This is a genomic window from Tropicimonas sp. IMCC6043 (assembly GCF_004146235.1).
In the GTDB taxonomy this organism is placed as follows: domain Bacteria; phylum Pseudomonadota; class Alphaproteobacteria; order Rhodobacterales; family Rhodobacteraceae; genus Tropicimonas.
Genome location: NZ_SELO01000006.1, coordinates 104,830 through 123,090 on the forward strand (window position 1 = coordinate 104,830; position 18,261 = coordinate 123,090).

Genomic DNA, 18,261 nt, shown 5'->3' on the forward strand with positions numbered 1-18,261 from the left:
CATTCGCACAGGGAACGGACATGGACATCCTGGCTATTGTCGAGCGGATCGGCGAAGCACCGACGGCAGCCCTCTTCGGGCTGATCACCGGCATGCTCTTTGGCATCGCGGCGCAGAGATCCGATTTCTGCCTGCGCGCTGCGACGGTGGAATTCGCACGCGGCCGGCTCGGTCCGCGGATGTCGATCTGGCTGCTGACCTTTTCCACGGCAATGGTCTGGGTGCAGGGCGCGCAGTTGCTGGGACTGATGCGCAGCGAGGATGCGCGAATGATGGCGGTGCCGGGCACATGGTCCGGCGCGGTGATCGGCGGGCTGCTCTTCGGCATGGGGATGGTACTGGCGCGTGGCTGTTCCGGCCGGCTCTTGGTGCTGGCGGCGACGGGCAACCTGCGCTCGGTGATTTCCGGGCTGGTCTTCGCCGTCGTCGCGCAGATGTCGCTGCATGGCGCGCTCTCGCCGCTGCGCGACGCGCTCTCAGGGATCTGGGTCACCGCGGGCGGACGCAATCTCGACCTGCTCGCCGCGCTGCATCTGCCGGAGGCGTCGGGGCTGGTGCTCGGGCTCGCGCTTGCGGCGCTCGCGATCGTCCTTTCGGTCCGCAACGAACTCGGCGTGACCAAGCTCTTCATGGCCTCCGGTGTCGGCTTCGCGGTCGCGGTCGGCTGGGTTCTGACCTATGGCCTCTCCCAGGTCGCCTTCGAGCCAGTCCAGATCGAGAGCGCCACCTTCACCGGCCCCTCGGCCAACACGCTTATGTTCTTCCTCGTGCCCGAAACGGTGCTGAAATTCGACATCGGCCTGGTGCCCGGTGTCTTCCTCGGCGCCTTCCTCTCCGCCGCGCTCAAGCGCGAGTTGAAGTTCCAGGGCTTCGAGGGCGCGGGCAACATGCAGCGCGCGATGATCGGCGCGGCGGCGATGGGGTTCGGCGGCATGTTGGCCGGCGGCTGCGCGATCGGCGCCGGCGTCACCGGCACCTCGATCTTCGTCGGCACCGCCTGGCTGGCGCTCACCTGCATGTGGATCGGCGCGGTCGCGACCGATTTCCTCGTCGACCAGCGGCGCGGATCGCCCGTGCCGGCCTGAGCCTGAACGCGCCGCGGAAAGCGTTTCCTACGGTCGAAACCGGCCTCGCTGGCGTCCGGACCCTTACTCATCTGCCACTGCCGGCGCGCAGGCTGTCGCCATCGCGTTGCGCCAACCCGATCTCACTCCTGAATCGACTCGAGATAGCGCACGAGGGCAAGGATGCGCCCGCTTGCCTGGAGTTCGGCCGCTTCGGGCGACACCCAACCAGCGTCATTCGACCGAACGGCAGCCACAAACCGATCGCCCCAGACGGGCATCGCCCCGCCATGCGCCCGGATGTTGTTCCTGCCATCGATCACCAGCGCAGTGTTCCGGTACGGGAAGTCTCCGCCACCCGTACGTTGCGTGATCGTCGTCAGATTCGGCGTCTCGATGGACAAAAGCTCGGCAATCGGACCCGTTCCCATGCCGCTCTCTCCGTGACATCCGGCGCAGGCGATCATGTATTCCTGCCTGCCGGTGTCGATGATCCTGTCCTGGGCCAAACCAGTACTTGCGCTCAGTGAAAGTGCCGCGCTCGCAAAAATGAGTGCTCGAATCATCGTCTCCCCCCCTCAAAATTCGCACATGTTACATTATCTCGCTGAGCGGCTTCCTGTCGTTGCGTCAGGTCAAGGCTTTTGCGAGTCCGCGCGCAGTTGGCCCTCGACTGGGTTGGGCTGGACCGCTTGCTAGGCGTCGCGGCGCGACCGGCTGAATCCATAGGCCATGCTCGGCCAGGTCAGGGTCGGAAGACCTGCGCAGCGTCCCTTGCGATCGCCTCCGCCTCGCGGCTCATCTGCCGAAGCTGGCCATTGGCGCTGACCACGTAGGAGCAGAAATAGAGCCCGGTTGCCGCGGTCCGGCCGCCACTCACCAGCGGCCGGCCGACTGCGTCGAGCACGTCGCCAATACCAGGCAGGAGCGGGCGCAGGTCGAGCTGATAGCCGGTTGCAAGCAGCAGCGCGTCGATCTCGTATCCTGTCCCGTCGGCGAAGCGTGCGACGCTGCCCTCCAGTTCTCGCAGCGCCGGGCGTAACGTCACGCGGCCGGCGCGGATCTCGGCCAGGATCCCCATGTCGATGAGCGGGATCCGCCCGTCCTCGATCACCTGCGCCGCCGGCCCCTTGTCGCGCGACACGAGCCCGTACTCTTCCGGACTGCCGATCGCGGCGCGCAGGATCGGCGCGGTGAGGCGGTCCGCCAGGCGATAGGGTAGCAGCCGGGTCAGGAGTTCGAAGGAGGTGATGGGAATGCCGAGCAGTTCTCGCGGCGCGATATTCACCGGAGAGCGGACCACCATGGCGACGTCGCGCCCGTCGCCCAGCATGTCGAGCGCGATATCGCCCGCCGAATTGCCGAAGCCGAGGATCAGCACGCGCTGGCCCGGCAGATCCGCGGGCCGGCGATAGTCAGAGGAATGCAGCACAGTACCGGGGAAGCTCTCGAGTCCGGCGATCTCGGGCCGCCGTGGCCGGTCATTGACGCCGGAGGCGAAGACCACGACTTCGGCCTCCCGCTCGCCCATCGAGCCTGCGACGCACCAGCCCCCCAGCTCGCGGCTCACACGGCGAACCTCCGCGCCGAAGGTCGGATGGAGGTCGAAATGCGCGGCGTAGTCGTCGAGATAGTCGACAAGCTGGGCGCGGCTGACATAGCGCGGCCATTGCCGCGGCATCTTGAGGCCCGGCAGGCTGGAGCGGGCGCGGGACGTGTGCAGACGCAACGACTCGTAATGCTGCCGCCAGCGCGCGCCGATTGCGCCCGCGCGTTCCAGCATTTCGACCTCAAAACCTCGGCGCTTGAGGCAGGCGGCCGAGGCCAACCCGGCCGGACCCGCCCCGATCACGATGGCGCGCATCTACATCCTCCCCGGGTCACATTTGCCGGCGCCCCCGGCGCATGGCAAGCGGCAACGCCCGAAACGGGAAAGAGGCTGCCCGGAGTGTGGCATCCGCACCGGGGTCTGGGGACACTGGTGGCCCGCCGCACCATTCCCCCTTGTTCTCGCGGCACGCCGCCGCACGGCCACTGGCCACCGGGCCCCTAGGCATTCGCACCCGCGGCCCATATGTGTAGCCGCAGGCAGAGGGAATGGGGTTCGAGTGGTCATCGGGCGGATCGTGGACGGCATCGCGCAGGGGGTCGAGGAGGCCGGCGCCGCGCTATCGGAGACCCTGTTCGAACCGGTCATCCGGCTCGGCGTGACCGGCTTCGCCCGCGCCGGCAAGACCGTCTTCATCACCTCGCTGGTCGCCAACCTGATGGACCGCGGCCGCATGCCCGGACTCGCGGCGGCGGCAGAGGGCGCCATCACCGGCGCCTGGCTTCAGCCGCAGCCGGACGACACGATACCGCGCTTTGCCTACGAGACCCATCTCGCGGCGCTCACCGGCCCGGCGCCGCGCTGGCCCGAGCCCACAGCCGCGATCTCCGAGCTGCGCCTGTCGCTCCGCGTCCAGCCGCGCGGCTTTCTCGGCAGCCTCGGCGGGCCGCGCAATGTCCATCTCGACATCATCGACTATCCGGGAGAGTGGCTGCTCGATCTCGAGCTGATGGACCGCTCATATGACGACTGGTCCACCGAGACACTTGCGCGGGCCGAGACCCGCCCCTCGGCGGCCGGGTTCCTTGCCACGCTCGCCGCTGCCGATCCGCTGGCCGAGCTCACCGAACCCGCGGCGCAGGCGCTCGCAGCAGCCTACTCCGCCTATCTCTCCGCTGCCCGCGCCGCCGGCTATTCCGACTGCACGCCGGGCCGCTTCCTGATGCCCGGCGAGATGGCGGGCTCCCCCGCGCTTACCTTCGCGCCGATGCCGAAGCTTGCCGAACGCGCGCCGCGCGGGTCACTCCGCCGCGAGATGGAGCGGCGCTACGACGCCTACAAGGCCCGCGTCGCCGCCCCTTTCTTCCGGGACCACTTCTCCCGTATCGACCGACAGATCGTGCTCACCGACTTGCTGGGCGCGATCCATGCCGGCCCTGGGGCCGTCGAGGATCTCGGCCGAGCGATGAACGACATCCTCGGAGCCTTTCGCCCGGGCCGAAACGCTTGGCTGTCCCGGCTGCTCGGCCAGCGACGCGTCGAGCGCATCCTGTTTGCCGCGACCAAGGCGGACCATATCCACCACAGCCAGCATCCGGCGATGACAGCGATTATGGAGGCAATGCTGCGCCAGGCCCGCGACCGTGCCGACTTCGCCGGTGCCGAGACTCGCGCCATGGCCATCGCCTCCCTGCGCGCCACGACCGAGGAGATGCGCGAGGTCGACGGCCGCGAACTCGGCATGGTCCGCGGCAGGCTGGACTCGGGCAAGCAGGCAGTGCTCTACCCCGGCACCCTGCCCGAGGACCCGTCGCGCCTCCTGGTGCCTGCCCGCGAGGGTGCCGAGCGCTGGCTCGACGGCGACTACTCGGTAATGAAATTCGCCCCGGCCGCCGGCACGCTCAAGCCCGGCGAGGGCCCGCCGCATATCCGGCTCGACCGGGCGGCGGAGTTCCTCTTCGGAGACCGGTTGAGATGAGTGCCCGGCACGGTAGAGCGCGCCTTAACCGCTCCCCCGCCGGCTTCGGCTCGGGCACGGACCGCAATCCGCTGTACAACCGACTGGAATGGAGCCACCCATGAGCGAGACACCGAGGGGCCCGGTCCTGATCGAAATCGACGAGACCGACGGCGCCCCTGTCCCCGGCCCCGCCGACGCCCCGCCGATCCCCGAGGCCGCGTCCGACCTGCCGCAGGGACGGGCGATGCAGTCGGTCGTCGTCTTCGGCGCAGGGCGCGGCGCGCGGATCGGGCGGTTCTTCTGGAGCGCCTTCGGCGGTTTCGTTACCTTTGCCGCCACCGTCGCGGCCTGGGACTTCGTGACCTCCATGTTCGCGCGGAACTCCTTCCTCGGGTTCCTCGCGCTCGGCCTTCTAGGCGCGGTGCTGTTGGCCGTCCTGCTCTTCGTGCTCCGCGAGGCCGCGGGCTATTTCCGCCTGTCCCGGCTCGACCGGATCCACCGCGACGCCGTCGCCGCGACCGCCACGGCAGAACTTGCCGCCGCCCGGAACGTCGTCGACCGACTCGAGAGCCTTTATTCCGCGCGCAAGGAGCTGGAACTGCCGCGCGGCCGCGTCGCCGCGCGCGCCGGCGAACAGTTCGATGCCGACGCGTTGCTCGGCCTCGCCGAGGCGGAACTGATGGCGCCGCTCGACGCCGCCGCGCGGGCCGAGGTCGAACGGGCGGCACGGCAGGTGGCCACCGTCACCGCCATCGTGCCGCTGGCGCTTGCCGACGTCGCCACGGCGGCGCTCTCGACGATGCGGATGATCCGCCGGATCGGCGAGATCTATGGCGGGCGGGCCGGCACGCTCGGCTCGCTGCGTCTCACCCGCGCCGTCCTGACCCATCTGGTGGCAACCGGCGCGGTGGCCGTCGGCGACGACATGATCCAGTCGGTGGCAGGTGGCGGCCTGCTCAGCCGTCTCTCGCGCCGCTTCGGCGAGGGCGTGGTGAACGGCGCGCTCACAGCGCGGGTCGGGGTCGCGGCCATCGAGGTCTGCCGCCCCCTGCCCTTCGTGCGGCTCGCGCGCCCCTCGGTCTCACGGATCGTCAAACGCGCCCTGACCGGACTCTTCGGCAGCTCCGGGGAAGCATCGGCCGCCGACCAGTCCAAATGACCGAATAGATTGCACTTCCGTCGCAATGAGGAACGGATGCCCGCGTCCGGCCGGTCGGACAGCCGCCGCTCAACAGGTCGGCGACGGCCGGTCCGGCGGGATGGAATAGGTGGCCGTGGCGCGGGCGACAGGTGCCGCAGTGCCATCTGAGAAGATCAACGCATCACCCACGGCCAGCCTGCGGCCGAGCTTCAGCAGGCGCAACTCGCAGAGCAGGTCGCGGCCCGCGGTCGGCTTGCGCAGAAAATCGATTGAGCAGTTCGTCGTGACCGCGAGCGGCACCGGACCGATCCGGCTCAGCACGGCGAGATACATCGCGCAATCGGCCAGCGCGAAGATCGACGGGCCGGACACCGTGCCTCCCGGCCGGAGATGCTTCTCGGCCACCTTGAGACGGAGCCGGAGGCCGTCCCCGGTGAGCGCATCGACCGCGAAATCCTCCGCCACCTGCGGAAAGACGTCCGCCATCAGCGCCTCGAGCGCCGCAGCGTCCAGAACGATGTCCAATCGTTCCTCATGCGGCGCGCAGCCGGATCGGTCGCCATCCATCGGTCAGAGAACCCCGTGCGACATGTTCTGCCACATGCCCCAGAACGCGGTGATGAAGATCGAGATCATGCCGATCACCTGGGTGATGAAGCGGTGGCGGTGCAGCCGGCGATAGAGGTCGGCGCCGTCGGCCTCGCGAATACCGTGCGCGGTGCGCACCGAGAGCCAGAACACCAGCGACATCGGCGCTGCCAGCAGGAACACCGCCTGGGCGAATTCCACCTCGTACACAAACCCCAGCAGGACCAGAGCAGTCAGTCCGAAGCTGCCGAAGCCGATGATCCAGATCCCGGTAAAGTCGGTGATGAAGAGGATCCGGTTCACATTGACCCGCACGATGTCGTGCAGGTCCATCTCCGCCTCGCCGCCATGGCGGCGGGCTCGGGTGACCATGTCGAAAGGCACACCGAGCACCCAGTGGCTCGAACTGGACCAGACCACCGCCAGCGCGATCCAATACCACAGGTTCGAGAACGATCTCATATCGATCAGTTCGAACGCTGTCAGATACCAGTCCTGCACCCGGCTTGCTCCTGCTCCGCGTTGCCCGGGCTCATCCCGCGGCACCGCCTGACCTAGCCGTCCTTTTCGGACTGTGCAAGCCGCTCGGCCAGCGCGCCTTTTGTCGCCCTTGAGATGCGGGCCGATCCGTGCAAGCTGGCCGCGATTGCGACCGAAAAACCACAATGGAAGACCCGACAGATGCTGCCGACCCAAGCCTCATTCCCCGCCGCGCGCCCACGCCGCCTGCGCCGAACCGCGCCGCTGCGCGCGCTGGTGCGGGAAACCACGCTCACTGTGGACGACCTGATCTGGCCTGTCTTCGTCCGTGACGGCGTGGGGCTGCGCGAAGAGGTGCCCTCGATGCCCGGCGTCGAGCGGCGGTCGGTGGACCTGATCGTAGAGGCGGCGGCGGAGGCGGCGGATCTCGGCATCCCGGCGATCTGCCTCTTTCCCTATACCGATCCCGCGTTCAAGACCGAGCGCTGCGAAGAGGCCTGGAACCCGGAGAACCTCTCCAACCGCGCCATCCGCGCGATCAAGGCAGAAGTTACGGGGATCGCGGTCATGACCGACATCGCGCTCGACCCCTACAACATCAACGGCCATGACGGCTATGTGGTCGATGGCGAGATCGTCAATGACGAGACCGTCGAGGCGCTCGTGAAAATGGCCCTGGCGCAGGCCGAAGCGGGCGCCGACATTCTCGGCCCGTCGGACATGATGGACGGACGCATCGGCGCCATCCGGACCGCGCTCGAAGCGGCCGGGAAGAAGGACGTGACGATCATGTCCTATGCCGCGAAATACGCCTCGGCCTTCTATGGCCCCTTCCGTGACGCGGTCGGCGCGAGCGGCGCGCTCAAGGGCGACAAGAAGACCTATCAGATGAACCCGGCCAACAGCGACGAGGCGATCCGGCTGGTCGCGCGCGATCTCGCCGAGGGCGCCGACATGGTGATGGTCAAGCCCGGCCTGCCCTATCTCGACATCTGCACCCGTGTGAAGGAGACCTTCGGCGCGCCGACCTTCGCCTATCAGGTCTCGGGAGAATACGCGATGATCGAGGCGGCCGCGCGCAATGGCTGGATCGACGGCGAGGCGGCGATGCTGGAAAGCCTGACAGCCTTCAAGCGGGCGGGCTGCGACGGCATCCTGACCTATTTCGCGCCGCGCGTGGCCGGAAGGCTCCAGGCGGGCTGAACCGCTCTCCCGGGAAGCGCACCATCGGTCGCCCGCGCGGCGACCCGCTCGCCGAATCGACGGATTTCTGATAAAATATTGGGGTAGCGGAACTTTCGGAGGTCCGCGATGACCTATATTTTACCGACTTGGATCCGCGACCGGCGGCGCGCGGCGTCGGAGGAAGTCGATTCCGTCCAGTTGACGGGCGAATCTCAGGCGCGCGTGGTGGCGGCACGGCAGGCGGGGAGCCCGCGACCCGCCGACCTCGACTATTCCCCGATCTACGGCAGGGGGTCCGCGGCCCGGTCCCACGGCGCATCGAGGGCGCCGCGCTTCGACCGGGACTTGAGCCGTATCCGGGCGGTGGTTCTTCATCAGACCGCCGGCGCCACGTTCGACACCGGTCGCCAGGCGAGGCGTCTCGCCGACACGTCGCGCGACAGCGACCCCGCCCACGACCTGCGTGTAGACCGGATCTCCTGCCATTTCCTTGTCCTGCAAAGCGGCCAGGTCATCCACACCCACGACATGCGATACATCATAAACAGCGCTGGCGGCAGCAACGGCATCGACATCGAGTTCTGCGGGCGCTGGAACCACGGGACATCGTCCGCCGGGTTGCGGCTTGAGCCGCAGGCGATCAATTCCGCGCGGATGCTGATCAAGTGGCTGGCGGGAGGAATCCTGCCCAATCTCGGCCACATCTATCCGCACGGCCAGATACAGGCGCCTGACCAGAACGGCCGGCGTGGCAAGGCGCAATCCTGCCCGGGCCCGGATATCTGGGTCAATGTCGGCCTCTGGTGCACTGCAAATCTCGGCCTCAGCGCGGCCGCGGACACCTCGCTCTACCCCAATGCCACCGATGTCGACCCGGCTCAGACCAATGCGCGATGGGATCAGCACGTCGCTTTCCCGGGCTGACCAGGGCAACGGGACATCTCAGACGGGACGGATCCGGCCGCCGATCAGAACGACGTGCAAAACGCCAATGGCATCACGCCCGCACCAATTCGCCACGGCTAGCCGGAACGGGAACCTTGCTCCTTAGCGGGACGCGGCGAGAAAATCTCGCCATAGGTGTCCACCGGTCCGCCGCTGGCGAGATAATCATGCGCGATCTGCCAGGCACGCCGCGCTATCCGGTCGCGCCGCGGCGCATCGTCGAGAAGGGCGCCCACGACCTCGGGAAGATCCGAGAAATCCCAGCGGCAGGCGACATAGCTCTCGTCGTCCCGGAACAGGTCGGGGGCGGTTCGCAGATGCGACATGTCGGGCTTCAGCAGCACCGCGCCGGCGGCAATCGCCTCGATGTCCCGCCACGCGATCTCTCCGTAGCCGAACGGGCTGAAACAGATCTTCGAGCGCCGCAGCTCGGACATGAAAGCCCGTGAGGAGATCCCCGTCCCACTGGCGACGGCGAGAGGCCCGAGCCGTTCCACCGCCGCCATACCATGCCGGCGCATCTCTCCGTACCAGCCCTTCTTCTGCACGCCGCCGAGCCTTGCGTGGATGTCGATGTCCCGTTTGCCCTGCCCCGGTGGCTGTGTATCGAGCAGCAACGCCTCCAGATATGGCGCGGTCAGGAAATTCGGAGCGAGACGCAGCCGCGGCAGGATCGCGTCCGGGATGTACCAGTCGGTCGGCTCCTGCGGGCAGTCGTGGAGCCGGCCGTAGTACTCGGTGAGGTTGGTGTGGCCGTAGGTCGCGCGCAGGTGCTCGGCCGGATCGGCTAGCAGCGATTTCTTGAAGTAGAAATCGACATCGGGAAAGGTCGCGGCAAGCCGGATGTCGATATTGGCCGAGCTGTCGAGATAGGCGGTAACGGTCTCTGCCGGCAGCCCGGCGAGCAGCTGCGCGAGGCTGGCATGCCGTTCCGGCGGATCTGTCAGCCAGGATTGTGCGAGAACATGGGTGCAGTCGGACAAGCCAGCGGGCGGGCCGGAGGCGATGGCTTGGTCGGTGCTTAGAAGCCGGATTTCGACGCCGTGACGCTCCCGGAACAGGCGGGAATACGACAGGAAGGGATAGACCGAGGCATAGGCGATCCGGCTCTGTTCGAACAGGATCAGCAGCCGCCGGCCGGCTCCGGGCCCGAACGGACGCCCAAAGAAACGGTCATGAAGCTCGCGCACGACCCTTCGGCCGCGATGCGCCGAAACCTGCCGCAGAAGTGCCTTCACCGGGTCCGCTGACATCTGGTCCTGCCTCGTCCTGCGCGATTCATTCGTTTCAAATTCCATAAACCCAACGTGAGGCAACCTGCGCAAATTTCCCCGGTCTTGGCAACCGCGGCCTGCGCGATGCGGGCCGGTCCGGACTGTGGCGGCGCCCCGCCGGTCGGACCGAACAGGGCAAGCGATTGCGTGACACCTTCCGAAGAACAGCGTATGTTGTGTCGCAACCGGCCGAAGAGCGCCGGGCACGAGGCGTTACAGGCAATTCCAGGGGCAGACTCATGGACCAGATTTCCAACTTCACCCGCCGCGGTTTTCTCGTCACCGCCGGCACGGCCGCGCTCGCGGGCTGCGCCAACGGGGTCAATTCCAGCGGCGGCTACAGGATCGACCAGCGGGTCGACGCGACGCGCAGCTTCCTTTTCTCGACTTATCCGGGAACCGCCGAGCTTGAGCAGAAGGCCGCGGGCGTGCTCTACATGCCGCTGATCACCAAGGCAGGGTTCTGGGTCGGCGGCAGCTACGGCACCGGGGCGCTCCGGATCAACAACACGACGGTGGACTATTACGAGGCCCTGCAGGCCAATGTCGGGTTGCAGATCGGCGCGCAGCAATACGCCCACGCCCTGTTTTTCATGACCCCCGAGGCGCTGGAGAGCTTCCGGACCTCGCATGGCTGGTCGGTCGGGGCGGACGCGGAATACGCGCTGGTGGACCAGGGCGGCAACCTCTCGGCCGAGACGCTCACGACGCTCGAGCCGGTGATTGCGCTGGTCTTTGCCCAGGCGGGGCTGATCGCGGGCGCGACGCTGGGCGGGACGAAATATCGCCGGATCATCCCCTGATTTCCGGTCCTATTGACCGAAACCGGGGTCGGCATCGACCCAAAATGCGTATGAAACGACCGGAAATCCGGTCGTTTCACATGTTCTGGAGGCCGCCTGTCGGCTGAAACGGCAGTCTCGACCGCTTTTCCGGTCGGTTCGGCCTATGGTTTCGACCGATTTTGCGACTACCCTTGCCGTGGGTTAAGGGGTGAGGCGCGATGCTGGCCGGTTCCGACAAGATTGCACATGCGGCGACTGTGCTGGTCAGCCTCAGAACGCTGGCAATGCCGACCGGCGTGTTGGCGGGAGTTGGCGCCGCGGCAACCGGCTACCTGTCGCTGCGCGAACTGATCCGGCAATTGCCGAAGGAAGCGCGGCCTATCGCAGCGCGCGTCGAGACACGGCTGAAGGAAGCTTTGGAATCGCCTGAGCTGAGCGACGACGTTCGCGCACTGCTGCCGCAGATGATCGAGGCCAGCATGCCCGCGCCGAGGGAGATCATCGACAGAGGGATGGAGGCCGGGGACCTGGTCGAGGCCATGCTCGGGCGGCTCACGGACCGGGAACACCGGCTGCCCGCCAACCGGGACGCCTTCCGCGACATCGTCACTCCGATCCTCGACGAGTTGCTGGACGACCCGGCGCTGAGCGGGCAACTGGCCCCGGCCTTTCAGCGGGCGGTGCTGGCGCAGCTAAGGGAGACGGCGGAAAGCCTCGCGCATCTGTCGGAAACCTATGGCTCTCTCGCAAAGTCGCTGGACGAACTGCGGGAGCTGCGGCGGAGCGATCTGGTGACCCTCGCGCTGGTCTTCGAGATCGAGCGTCCGCATGCGCTGAAGGACGCCGAACTGCGTGAGCTGCTGACGTTGAAGGCGGAGGAGCATCGGCGACTGAAGGCGGAGATCGACGCGCTACCGGGGCAGTATCAGCGGCTCTCCAATATCAAGGCGGCGGCGCAAGCAGCGGCGGAGGCGTTGCGGTTCGACGAGGTCGAGGAACTGCTTTCGGCGGCGCATGCGATCGAGCTGGACGAGGCGGCACGCTCGGCCGAGCTTCGGGCCGACAACGCGCTGCTGCGTGGGCGGGTGGAACAGGCGTTCGAGCTGCTCTCGGCGGCGGCGGACTCATTCCGACCGGTCGATCCACTGGAACCGGCGCGGCGGCGGCTGCTTTACGTGAAGGTGCTCTATGATCACGGGCTGCGCTATGGCGGGCCGGGGATGGCGTTCGCGGCACGAATGGCCCGTTGGGTGATCGCGGCCTGCCCAGAAGCGGAGGAGCGGGAGCTTTGTGCTCATGCTCAAAACGCACTGGCCATTTCACTGCAAGATCTGGGCAACCGTACGGGCGGGGAGGACAGCGCGCGGCTGCTCGACGAGGCGGTCGCGGCCATTCGCGCAGCGCTGCGCGTCCACACCGAGGCTTCGCATCCGGTGCTCTCGGCGACGACGAAGAACAACCTCGCCAACGCTCTCCGCCAACAGGGAAGCCGCACCGGCGGGGAGACGGGCTTGCGTTTGCTCGCTGAAGCGATCGCGACCTATCGCGCGGCGTTGCGCGTCCGCACCGAAGCGGCGCATTCGGTGGACTGGGCGATGACGCAGAACAACCTCGCCAACGCCCTCGCTGCTCACGGAAACCGGATCCGCGGTGAGGACGGCGCACAGTGGATCGCCGAGGCAGTTGCGACTTATCGCGCGGCATTGCGCGTCTTCACCGAGGCGGCGCATCCGGTGAGTTGGGCGATGACACAGGAGAACATGGCGATCGCAGAAAAGGCGCTGGCCGAGAACGAGACGGTGGCGGCACCGCGCGCACATTTGCAGGCGGCGCTCGGGCATGTCGAGGCGGCGCTGCGGGTCTATGATCCGGCGCATATGGCTTACCGGCACGAAAAGGCGACCCGGCTGCGGCAGGAGATCATCGCGGCACTGGCGGCGCGCGACGGCGACGAGTGACACAGACTCCGGCTGATCGGTTCCAAAACAGGCCGGCATCGGCTCTAGGCAGGGGTTCGAGCCTGGCTCCATGGCGCGGGGCAGCGGCCGCAAGGCCGCCGCGCCATCGCCGGGCCGCCCCCACGGCCCGGCGATACGGTGCAGCCAGCGCATCATTCCGAGCTTTTTCGGAAACCGCACGATAAACCGCTTCATCCCACCGCCGGATCGCCGCGCCGCGGCCCGTCGATGGCGCGGCTCCGCACCCGGCGTTGGTGGAGTTCAGCCGGACGGCAACGACTTGTCCGATATCGGAACGGATCAACCGGACTCCGTATCGGCCCCCCACATGCCACGGCCATGCGCTTGCGGAATACCCGAGCCGCGTCATCCGCCCAAAACAGCGAAATATCGCTCTCAAACGCCGTTTCAAAGCGCTCACACTGCGACTTGGCGTCCTTTTTCGGCAATCCCGCTTGCGTGGAGGGGCGTGCTTTCCTAACCCGCAGGCACAATCCACAATCACAGGGATCGATTCCATGAAAGCCACACGTGCCGTTCAAAAGATCCTCGCCAATTACGAAGGCGAGACTCCCGGCGTGAAGGCCAACCTCTGCCGCATGCTGATGACCGGCAAGCTCGGCGGAACCGGCAAGATGATCGTCCTGCCCGTCGACCAGGGCTTCGAGCATGGCGCTCTGCGCTCGTTCGGCCCGAACCCCGCCGGCTATGACCCGCATTACCACTACCAGCTCGCCATCGACGCCGGGCTGAACGCCTATGCCGCGCCGCTCGCCTCGCTCGAAGCCGGATCGGACACCTTTGCCGGCCAGATCCCGACGATCTGCAAGATGAACTCCGCCAACTCGCTGATGTCCGGCACCGCCGCCAAGGACCAGGCCGTGACCGCCTCCGTGGACGACGCGCTGCGCATTGGCGCATCGGCCATCGGCTTCACGATCTACCCGGGCTCGGACGCGATGTTCGACATGTTCGAAGAGATCGTGGAGATGCGCAAGGAAGCCGCCTCCAAGGGCCTGCCGACCGTGATCTGGTCCTACCCGCGCGGCGAAGGCATCACGAAGGAGGGCGAAACCGCGATCGACGTGGACAGCTACGCCGCCCACATGGCCTGCCTGCTCGGCGCCCATATCGTCAAGATCAAGCTGCCGACCGACCACATCATGCAGGACGAGGCGCGCAAGGTGATCGAGCAGACCGGTGTCGACATCTCGACCCAGGCCGCCCGCGTCAAGCATTGCGTCGACGCCTGCTTTGCCGGCAAGCGCATCGTGATCTTCTCCGGCGGTGCCGCCAAGGGCTCCGACGCCGTCTATGACGACGCCCGCGCGATCCGCGACGGCGGCGGCAACGGTTCGATCCTCGGCCGGAACGCCTTCCAGCGCTCGCGCGAAGACGCCCTGAAGCTCTTCTCCAACCTGATCGACATCTACAAGGGCAAGGCCTGATCCTTTCCCGCCCGGATCCCGGGACGACGTACACGGGGCCCCGCAGGACTGTGCGGGGCCCCTTTTCGTGCCGGATGTGGCGCGCGGTGTTGCCGGGCGAGGGAAGGCATCACTTGCATGAGGCCCCGGCGGGCGGAAGCGGCGCGGACAGGGGGCCGGTGTGGCCCTGCCGCCTGCGGCGGAATTATCCTTTCCCGGCCCGGCGGGGTGTTGTATGCAAGGCGGCGCAATCGCGAATTCGCGCGCCAAGAACGAGGAATGCCCATGTCCGCCCTCAAGATCGAGCAAGGCTCGTCGAAACATTCGGCCTATGATCTGCGCAACCCGAATGCGGAGGTCATCGAGACCCACACGCTTGCCGTGGTGGTGGACAACGAGGCCGGTGTATTGGCGCGCGTGATCGGGCTTTTCTCGGGGCGCGGCTACAATATCGAGAGCCTCACCGTGGCCGAGGTCGACCATACCGGTCACCGCTCGCGGATCACCATCGTCACCACCGGCACGCCCGAGGTGATCGAGCAGATCAAGGCGCAGCTTGGACGGATGGTGCCGGTCTACGAGGTCCACGACCTGACGATCGAGGGGCCCTCGGTCGAGCGCGAGCTGGCGCTGCTGAAGGTCGCGGGCTCGGGCGAGAAGCGGGTCGAGGCGCTGCGGCTTGCGGATATCTTCCGGGCCAATGCGGTGGATTCGACGCTGGAGAGTTTCATCTTCTCGATTGCCGGGGCGCCGGAGAAGATCGACGCCTTTGCCGAGCTGATGCGCCCGCTGGGTCTCGTCGAGATCGCCCGGACCGGCGTCGCCGCGCTGACCCGCGGGTCGGACTAAGCCGGATCAGGGAGGCGGCGCGGCGGGGAACGCCGCCGCGATCGCCTTCGCGGCCCCCTGCCTCAGCTGCCCGCGGCCGCTTTCGCGATTGCCGGTCGGATCTTGCTTTCCAGAACCGATGTCGTGATCGGGCCGGCGAAGCGCAGCACGATCCGCCCCTGCCCGTCGATCACGAAGGTTTCGGGGCTGCCATAGACTCCCCAGTCGATCCCCGTCCGGCCCGTCGGGTCCGCACCCGAGAGCGTGAAGGGATCGCCGAGACCGTCGAGGAAGGCGCGCCCTTTCTCTTCGGTATCCTTGTAGTTCACGCCGTGGAGCGCGATTCCCTCCTCGGCGAGCTTCATCAACTGCGGGTGCTCGGCCCGGCAGGGCGCGCACCAGCTCGCCCAGAAATTCACCAGGGTGACCTCGCCCGTGCGCAGCGCTTCGTCGGTCAGCATCGGCCTGCCCGCGAATTCCACCAGATCCAGCGCAGGCGCCGGCTTGCCGATGAACTCGGAGGGAAGCGCGTTCGGATCGTCCCGTTGCATTCCGAGGAAGAACAGCGCCGCCACGCTGAGAAATATCAGCGGCGGCAGGATCAACATGAAGGAGATCTTCTTTTTCGCCTCAGCCATCGGCCTTGCCTTTCGCGGTCGCTTTCGCCTGCCGGGCCGCCTCGACCTCACGCAGGGCAGAACGGGTTTTAGCAGACTGACGCAGCGAGAGAAGCAGAAGCGCGAGCATCAACGCGATCGTGACCGCATAGGCCGAGAGCACCTCGACGGCGTATTTGCCGAGATCGGGCATCATGTCATCCGCTCCCGCGCCTGCAGCGCCTTCATCCGGCGCGCGCGCACCTCCGTCCGGGTGCGGATCAGGATCAGCAGCACGAAGAAGCCGACGAAGCCGGCGAGGCAGATCAGGAGCGGCCAGTAGAACACGTCCGACACGTTCTCTTCCTTGTCGAGCGAGAGCGACGCCCCCTGGTGCAGCCCCTGGTTCCAGAACACCAGCGCGTAGCGCGAGAGCACCGCGAAGACAGACCCGACGATGCAGAGAACGGCGGTGAGATCCGCCGCGGTGTCGTCGTTCTCGATCGCCGCCCAGAGCGCCATGTAGCCGAGATAGAACAGGAAGAGGACGAGGAAGGAGGTGAGCCGCGGATCCCAGGCCCACCAGGCGCCCCACATCGGTTGGCCCCAGATCGCGCCGGTGGCCAGCGCGATCATCGTCATCGTCGCCCCCACGGGCGCGGCGGCCTTGGCGGCGAGCGCCGAGACGTGGTGCCGCCGGATAAGCCAGATCAGCGAGGCCACAAGCATCATCAACCAGGCATTGATCGCGACCATCGCCGAGGGGACGTGGAGATAGATGATCTTCACCGTCGAGCCCTGGCGGTAGTCGTCCGGCGTGAAGAAGAATCCCCAGGCCAGCCCGACGATCAACGCCACGGTGGTGCCGGCCGCCACGAAGGGCAGCGTGGCGCCCGAGAGCGCCATGAAACGGCGGGGATTGGCATATTCCCAGAGCGAGCTGGGGCGAGGCAGCTTTTCAGACATGGCGGGGAAGGTAATCGTTCCTTGCGGCGCGCTCAACGTATCTCGGTTGCCGAATGTCAGCGCAGGTTGATGCGGATTGCCGCAGCCGAGGCGAAAGGCAGCAGCGCCAGCGTGGCCAGCGTGATGCCGCCGAGCAGCGCCAGCGGCGTTTCGAGCGGCATTCCCTGCGCGCCGCGGCGGGCGACTTCCGCGCCGAAGATCAGCGTCGGCACATAGAGCGGCAGAACGATCAGCGACAGGAGCAGCCCGCCGCGCTTGAGCCCGACCGTCAGCGCCGCGCCGAACGTGCCGATGACCGAGAGCGCCGGCGTGCCGATGGCCAGCGACAGCGTCAGCCATTTGAAACCCGGCTCGGGCAGGTTCAGCAGGACACCGAGCGCTGGCGCGGCGAGGGTGAGCGGCAGACCGGTGGTCAGCCAGTGCGCCAGCGCCTTCACGGTCGCCACGCCTTCGAGCGGGATCGGGGCGGTGGCGAGCAGTTCCAGCGCACCGTCCTCGAAATCGAGCGCGAGGATCCGGTCGAGGGAGAGGAGGCAGGAGAGCAGCGCGCCGAGCCAGAGGATGCCGGCGGCGATGGGCGACAGCGTGCCGGAATCGGGGCCGACGGCGAAGGGTGTCAGTGTCACCACGATCAGGAAGAAGGCGAGCGCCAGGCCGAAGCCGCCGCCGGCGCGCACCGACAGCGCGAGGTCACGCTTCAGCAGCGCGATCACAGGAAAGCCTCGTGGAAGGCGTCGTGGTGATCCTCTGGCGCCTCGGCCCGGAAGGGCGCAAGTTCGAGGGTCTCGCCTTCCAGCCCGAGGTCGATATGGGTGGCGACGATGGCGCTGCCCCCGGCCCCGAGATGACGGTCGACGGCGGCGGCGAAAAGCGCCACCGAGTCGGTGTCGAGCGACACGGTCGGTTCGTCGAACAGCCAGATCGGCCGCCCGGTCACCGCCATCCGCGCCAGGCCCAGCCGCCGCTTCTGCCCGGCCGAGAGGCTGCCCGCGGGGCGGGTCTCCAGCGCCTCGAGGTTGAAGTCGCGGAGCGCCGGCCGGATGTCGGACGTCCCGTGCAGCCGCGCCCAGAAGGTAAGGTTCTCGGCCACCGTCAGTACCGCCTTGTTGCCGTCGGCATGGCTGGCATAGGCTATCGCCTCCGGCCCGGGCGTGACGCTTCCCGCATCGGCCGGCTGCAACCCGGCGAGCGTCCTCAGGAGCGTCGTCTTGCCGATCCCGTTGGGGCCGCGCAGTACCAGAGCCCGGCCGGAGGGGACGTCGAAACTCACCCCTTCGAGGACGCGCATGCCGCCGCGGGTGCAGGCCAGATCGGTCACATTCATTTCCATGACGGCCGGTCTAGCGCAGGCACCGGGGGCGGGAAAGCCGAAAGGGCGTTCTCAAGCGACGGTCACGCGCGCCAGGACGTCCGTGAAATAGGCGTCCACCGCAGCCCATTCCCCGGACGAGGCGGATGGATGATCCGGAAGGCGCATGCGCTTTCTCCTTTACCCACGAAACTGCGGTCTTTTCG

The 18,261-nt window shown here is 67.3% G+C and carries 19 protein-coding genes; 9 read left to right on the forward strand and 10 right to left on the reverse strand.

The window, feature by feature from the left end; all coding sequences use genetic code 11:
• Positions 1 to 20: 20 nt before the first annotated feature.
• A complete protein-coding gene (locus EU800_RS08695) occupies positions 21 to 1,085 on the forward strand; it encodes a YeeE/YedE family protein (RefSeq protein ID WP_129630631.1) in 1,065 nt (354 codons plus the stop codon).
• Positions 1,086 to 1,207: 122 nt separating this feature from the next.
• Here EU800_RS08695 and EU800_RS08700 read toward each other — a convergent pair whose 3' ends face one another.
• Positions 1,208 to 1,630: a c-type cytochrome gene (locus EU800_RS08700; RefSeq protein WP_242500447.1), complete on the reverse strand. Its 423-nt coding sequence runs from the start codon at positions 1,628 to 1,630 to the stop codon at positions 1,208 to 1,210.
• 179 nt (positions 1,631 to 1,809) lie between these two features.
• On the reverse strand, positions 1,810 to 2,928 hold the full coding sequence (locus tag EU800_RS08705) for an NAD(P)/FAD-dependent oxidoreductase (RefSeq protein WP_129630633.1): 1,119 nt from the start codon (positions 2,926 to 2,928) through the stop codon (positions 1,810 to 1,812).
• 244 nt (positions 2,929 to 3,172) lie between these two features.
• Here EU800_RS08705 and EU800_RS08710 point away from each other — a divergent pair, with 244 nt between their 5' ends.
• Positions 3,173 to 4,591: a YcjX family protein gene (locus EU800_RS08710; protein WP_129630635.1), complete on the forward strand. Its 1,419-nt coding sequence runs from the start codon at positions 3,173 to 3,175 to the stop codon at positions 4,589 to 4,591.
• A 100-nt stretch (positions 4,592 to 4,691) separates the two neighbouring features.
• Positions 4,692 to 5,732 (forward strand): YcjF family protein, encoded by a 1,041-nt coding sequence (locus EU800_RS08715; protein WP_129630637.1) that lies wholly within the window; start codon positions 4,692 to 4,694, stop codon positions 5,730 to 5,732.
• Between the two features lie 69 nt (positions 5,733 to 5,801).
• Here the strand turns inward: EU800_RS08715 and EU800_RS08720 are convergent, their stop codons facing one another.
• Together EU800_RS08720 and EU800_RS08725 are read right to left on the reverse strand one after the other, a co-directional pair.
• Positions 5,802 to 6,200, reverse strand: coding sequence for a PaaI family thioesterase (locus EU800_RS08720; protein WP_371685605.1), 399 nt, complete (start codon positions 6,198 to 6,200; stop codon positions 5,802 to 5,804).
• 84 nt (positions 6,201 to 6,284) lie between these two features.
• On the reverse strand, positions 6,285 to 6,764 hold the full coding sequence (locus EU800_RS08725; protein WP_129630820.1) for a component of SufBCD complex: 480 nt from the start codon (positions 6,762 to 6,764) through the stop codon (positions 6,285 to 6,287).
• Between the two features lie 219 nt (positions 6,765 to 6,983).
• Between EU800_RS08725 and hemB the strand changes: the two genes are divergently transcribed.
• Together hemB and EU800_RS08735 are read left to right on the forward strand one after the other, a co-directional pair.
• Entirely contained in the window at positions 6,984 to 7,985 is a 1,002-nt protein-coding gene (hemB, locus tag EU800_RS08730) for a porphobilinogen synthase (protein WP_129630641.1), read from the forward strand.
• 108 nt (positions 7,986 to 8,093) lie between these two features.
• Positions 8,094 to 8,891, forward strand: a complete 798-nt coding sequence (locus tag EU800_RS08735) for a peptidoglycan recognition family protein (protein ID WP_129630643.1) — start codon at positions 8,094 to 8,096, stop codon at positions 8,889 to 8,891.
• A gap of 98 nt (positions 8,892 to 8,989) precedes the next feature.
• On the opposite strand, the gene EU800_RS08740 is transcribed toward EU800_RS08735, so the two are convergent.
• Positions 8,990 to 10,165, reverse strand: a complete 1,176-nt coding sequence (locus EU800_RS08740; protein ID WP_129630645.1) for a glycosyltransferase — start codon at positions 10,163 to 10,165, stop codon at positions 8,990 to 8,992.
• Positions 10,166 to 10,434: 269 nt separating this feature from the next.
• On the opposite strand from EU800_RS08740, the gene EU800_RS08745 reads away from it, so the two are divergent.
• The 4 genes from EU800_RS08745 (at position 10,435) to ilvN (ending at position 15,205) form a co-directional block, all read left to right on the forward strand.
• Positions 10,435 to 10,989 carry a YSC84-related protein gene (locus EU800_RS08745; protein WP_165354602.1) on the forward strand — a complete coding sequence of 185 codons (555 nt, stop codon included), beginning with the start codon at positions 10,435 to 10,437 and terminating at the stop codon, positions 10,987 to 10,989.
• 200 nt (positions 10,990 to 11,189) lie between these two features.
• Positions 11,190 to 12,929: a hypothetical protein gene (locus EU800_RS26755; RefSeq protein ID WP_165354599.1), complete on the forward strand. Its 1,740-nt coding sequence runs from the start codon at positions 11,190 to 11,192 to the stop codon at positions 12,927 to 12,929.
• 518 nt (positions 12,930 to 13,447) lie between these two features.
• Complete coding sequence (locus EU800_RS08755) at positions 13,448 to 14,377, forward strand: class I fructose-bisphosphate aldolase (RefSeq protein WP_129630649.1); 930 nt, start codon at positions 13,448 to 13,450, stop codon at positions 14,375 to 14,377.
• A 264-nt stretch (positions 14,378 to 14,641) separates the two neighbouring features.
• Positions 14,642 to 15,205 (forward strand): acetolactate synthase small subunit, encoded by a 564-nt coding sequence (gene ilvN / locus EU800_RS08760; RefSeq protein ID WP_129630651.1) that lies wholly within the window; start codon positions 14,642 to 14,644, stop codon positions 15,203 to 15,205.
• A 62-nt stretch (positions 15,206 to 15,267) separates the two neighbouring features.
• Here ilvN and EU800_RS08765 read toward each other — a convergent pair whose 3' ends face one another.
• Genes EU800_RS08765 through ccmA form a run of 5 tightly spaced genes read right to left on the reverse strand, consistent with a single transcriptional unit; the run spans position 15,268 to position 18,076 of the window.
• Entirely contained in the window at positions 15,268 to 15,822 is a 555-nt protein-coding gene (locus EU800_RS08765; RefSeq protein ID WP_129630653.1) for a DsbE family thiol:disulfide interchange protein, read from the reverse strand.
• On the reverse strand, positions 15,815 to 15,997 hold the full coding sequence (ccmD, locus tag EU800_RS08770; RefSeq protein WP_165354600.1) for a heme exporter protein CcmD: 183 nt from the start codon (positions 15,995 to 15,997) through the stop codon (positions 15,815 to 15,817). Before ccmD ends, EU800_RS08765 begins: the two co-directional genes overlap by 8 nt.
• Positions 15,994 to 16,746 carry a heme ABC transporter permease gene (locus EU800_RS08775; protein ID WP_129630824.1) on the reverse strand — a complete coding sequence of 251 codons (753 nt, stop codon included), beginning with the start codon at positions 16,744 to 16,746 and terminating at the stop codon, positions 15,994 to 15,996. The genes ccmD and EU800_RS08775 overlap by 4 nt, the downstream gene beginning before the upstream one ends.
• Positions 16,747 to 16,802: 56 nt before the next feature.
• A complete protein-coding gene (gene ccmB / locus EU800_RS08780) occupies positions 16,803 to 17,459 on the reverse strand; it encodes a heme exporter protein CcmB (protein ID WP_129630655.1) in 657 nt (218 codons plus the stop codon).
• Positions 17,456 to 18,076 carry a heme ABC exporter ATP-binding protein CcmA gene (ccmA, locus tag EU800_RS08785; protein ID WP_129630657.1) on the reverse strand — a complete coding sequence of 207 codons (621 nt, stop codon included), beginning with the start codon at positions 18,074 to 18,076 and terminating at the stop codon, positions 17,456 to 17,458. Before ccmA ends, ccmB begins: the two co-directional genes overlap by 4 nt.
• Positions 18,077 to 18,261: the final 185 nt, after the last annotated feature.

What these genes read in the sequence shown, in the direction of transcription:
- EU800_RS08695 (WP_129630631.1), top strand. Translation starts at nt 21, where the DNA reads ATGGACATCCTGGCTATTGTCGAGCGGATCGGCGAAGCACCGACGGCA.
- EU800_RS08700 (WP_242500447.1), bottom strand. Translation starts at nt 1,630, where the DNA reads ATGATTCGAGCACTCATTTTTGCGAGCGCGGCACTTTCACTGAGCGCA.
- EU800_RS08705 (WP_129630633.1), bottom strand. Translation starts at nt 2,928, where the DNA reads ATGCGCGCCATCGTGATCGGGGCGGGTCCGGCCGGGTTGGCCTCGGCC.
- EU800_RS08715 (WP_129630637.1), top strand. Translation starts at nt 4,692, where the DNA reads ATGAGCGAGACACCGAGGGGCCCGGTCCTGATCGAAATCGACGAGACC.
- EU800_RS08720 (WP_371685605.1), bottom strand. Translation starts at nt 6,200, where the DNA reads ATGGCGGACGTCTTTCCGCAGGTGGCGGAGGATTTCGCGGTCGATGCG.
- EU800_RS08725 (WP_129630820.1), bottom strand. Translation starts at nt 6,764, where the DNA reads ATGAGATCGTTCTCGAACCTGTGGTATTGGATCGCGCTGGCGGTGGTC.
- hemB (WP_129630641.1), top strand. Translation starts at nt 6,984, where the DNA reads ATGCTGCCGACCCAAGCCTCATTCCCCGCCGCGCGCCCACGCCGCCTG.
- EU800_RS08735 (WP_129630643.1), top strand. Translation starts at nt 8,094, where the DNA reads ATGACCTATATTTTACCGACTTGGATCCGCGACCGGCGGCGCGCGGCG.
- EU800_RS08740 (WP_129630645.1), bottom strand. Translation starts at nt 10,165, where the DNA reads ATGTCAGCGGACCCGGTGAAGGCACTTCTGCGGCAGGTTTCGGCGCAT.
- EU800_RS26755 (WP_165354599.1), top strand. Translation starts at nt 11,190, where the DNA reads ATGCTGGCCGGTTCCGACAAGATTGCACATGCGGCGACTGTGCTGGTC.
- EU800_RS08755 (WP_129630649.1), top strand. Translation starts at nt 13,448, where the DNA reads ATGAAAGCCACACGTGCCGTTCAAAAGATCCTCGCCAATTACGAAGGC.
- ilvN (WP_129630651.1), top strand. Translation starts at nt 14,642, where the DNA reads ATGTCCGCCCTCAAGATCGAGCAAGGCTCGTCGAAACATTCGGCCTAT.
- EU800_RS08765 (WP_129630653.1), bottom strand. Translation starts at nt 15,822, where the DNA reads ATGGCTGAGGCGAAAAAGAAGATCTCCTTCATGTTGATCCTGCCGCCG.
- ccmD (WP_165354600.1), bottom strand. Translation starts at nt 15,997, where the DNA reads ATGATGCCCGATCTCGGCAAATACGCCGTCGAGGTGCTCTCGGCCTAT.
- EU800_RS08775 (WP_129630824.1), bottom strand. Translation starts at nt 16,746, where the DNA reads ATGTCTGAAAAGCTGCCTCGCCCCAGCTCGCTCTGGGAATATGCCAAT.
- ccmA (WP_129630657.1), bottom strand. Translation starts at nt 18,076, where the DNA reads ATGGAAATGAATGTGACCGATCTGGCCTGCACCCGCGGCGGCATGCGC.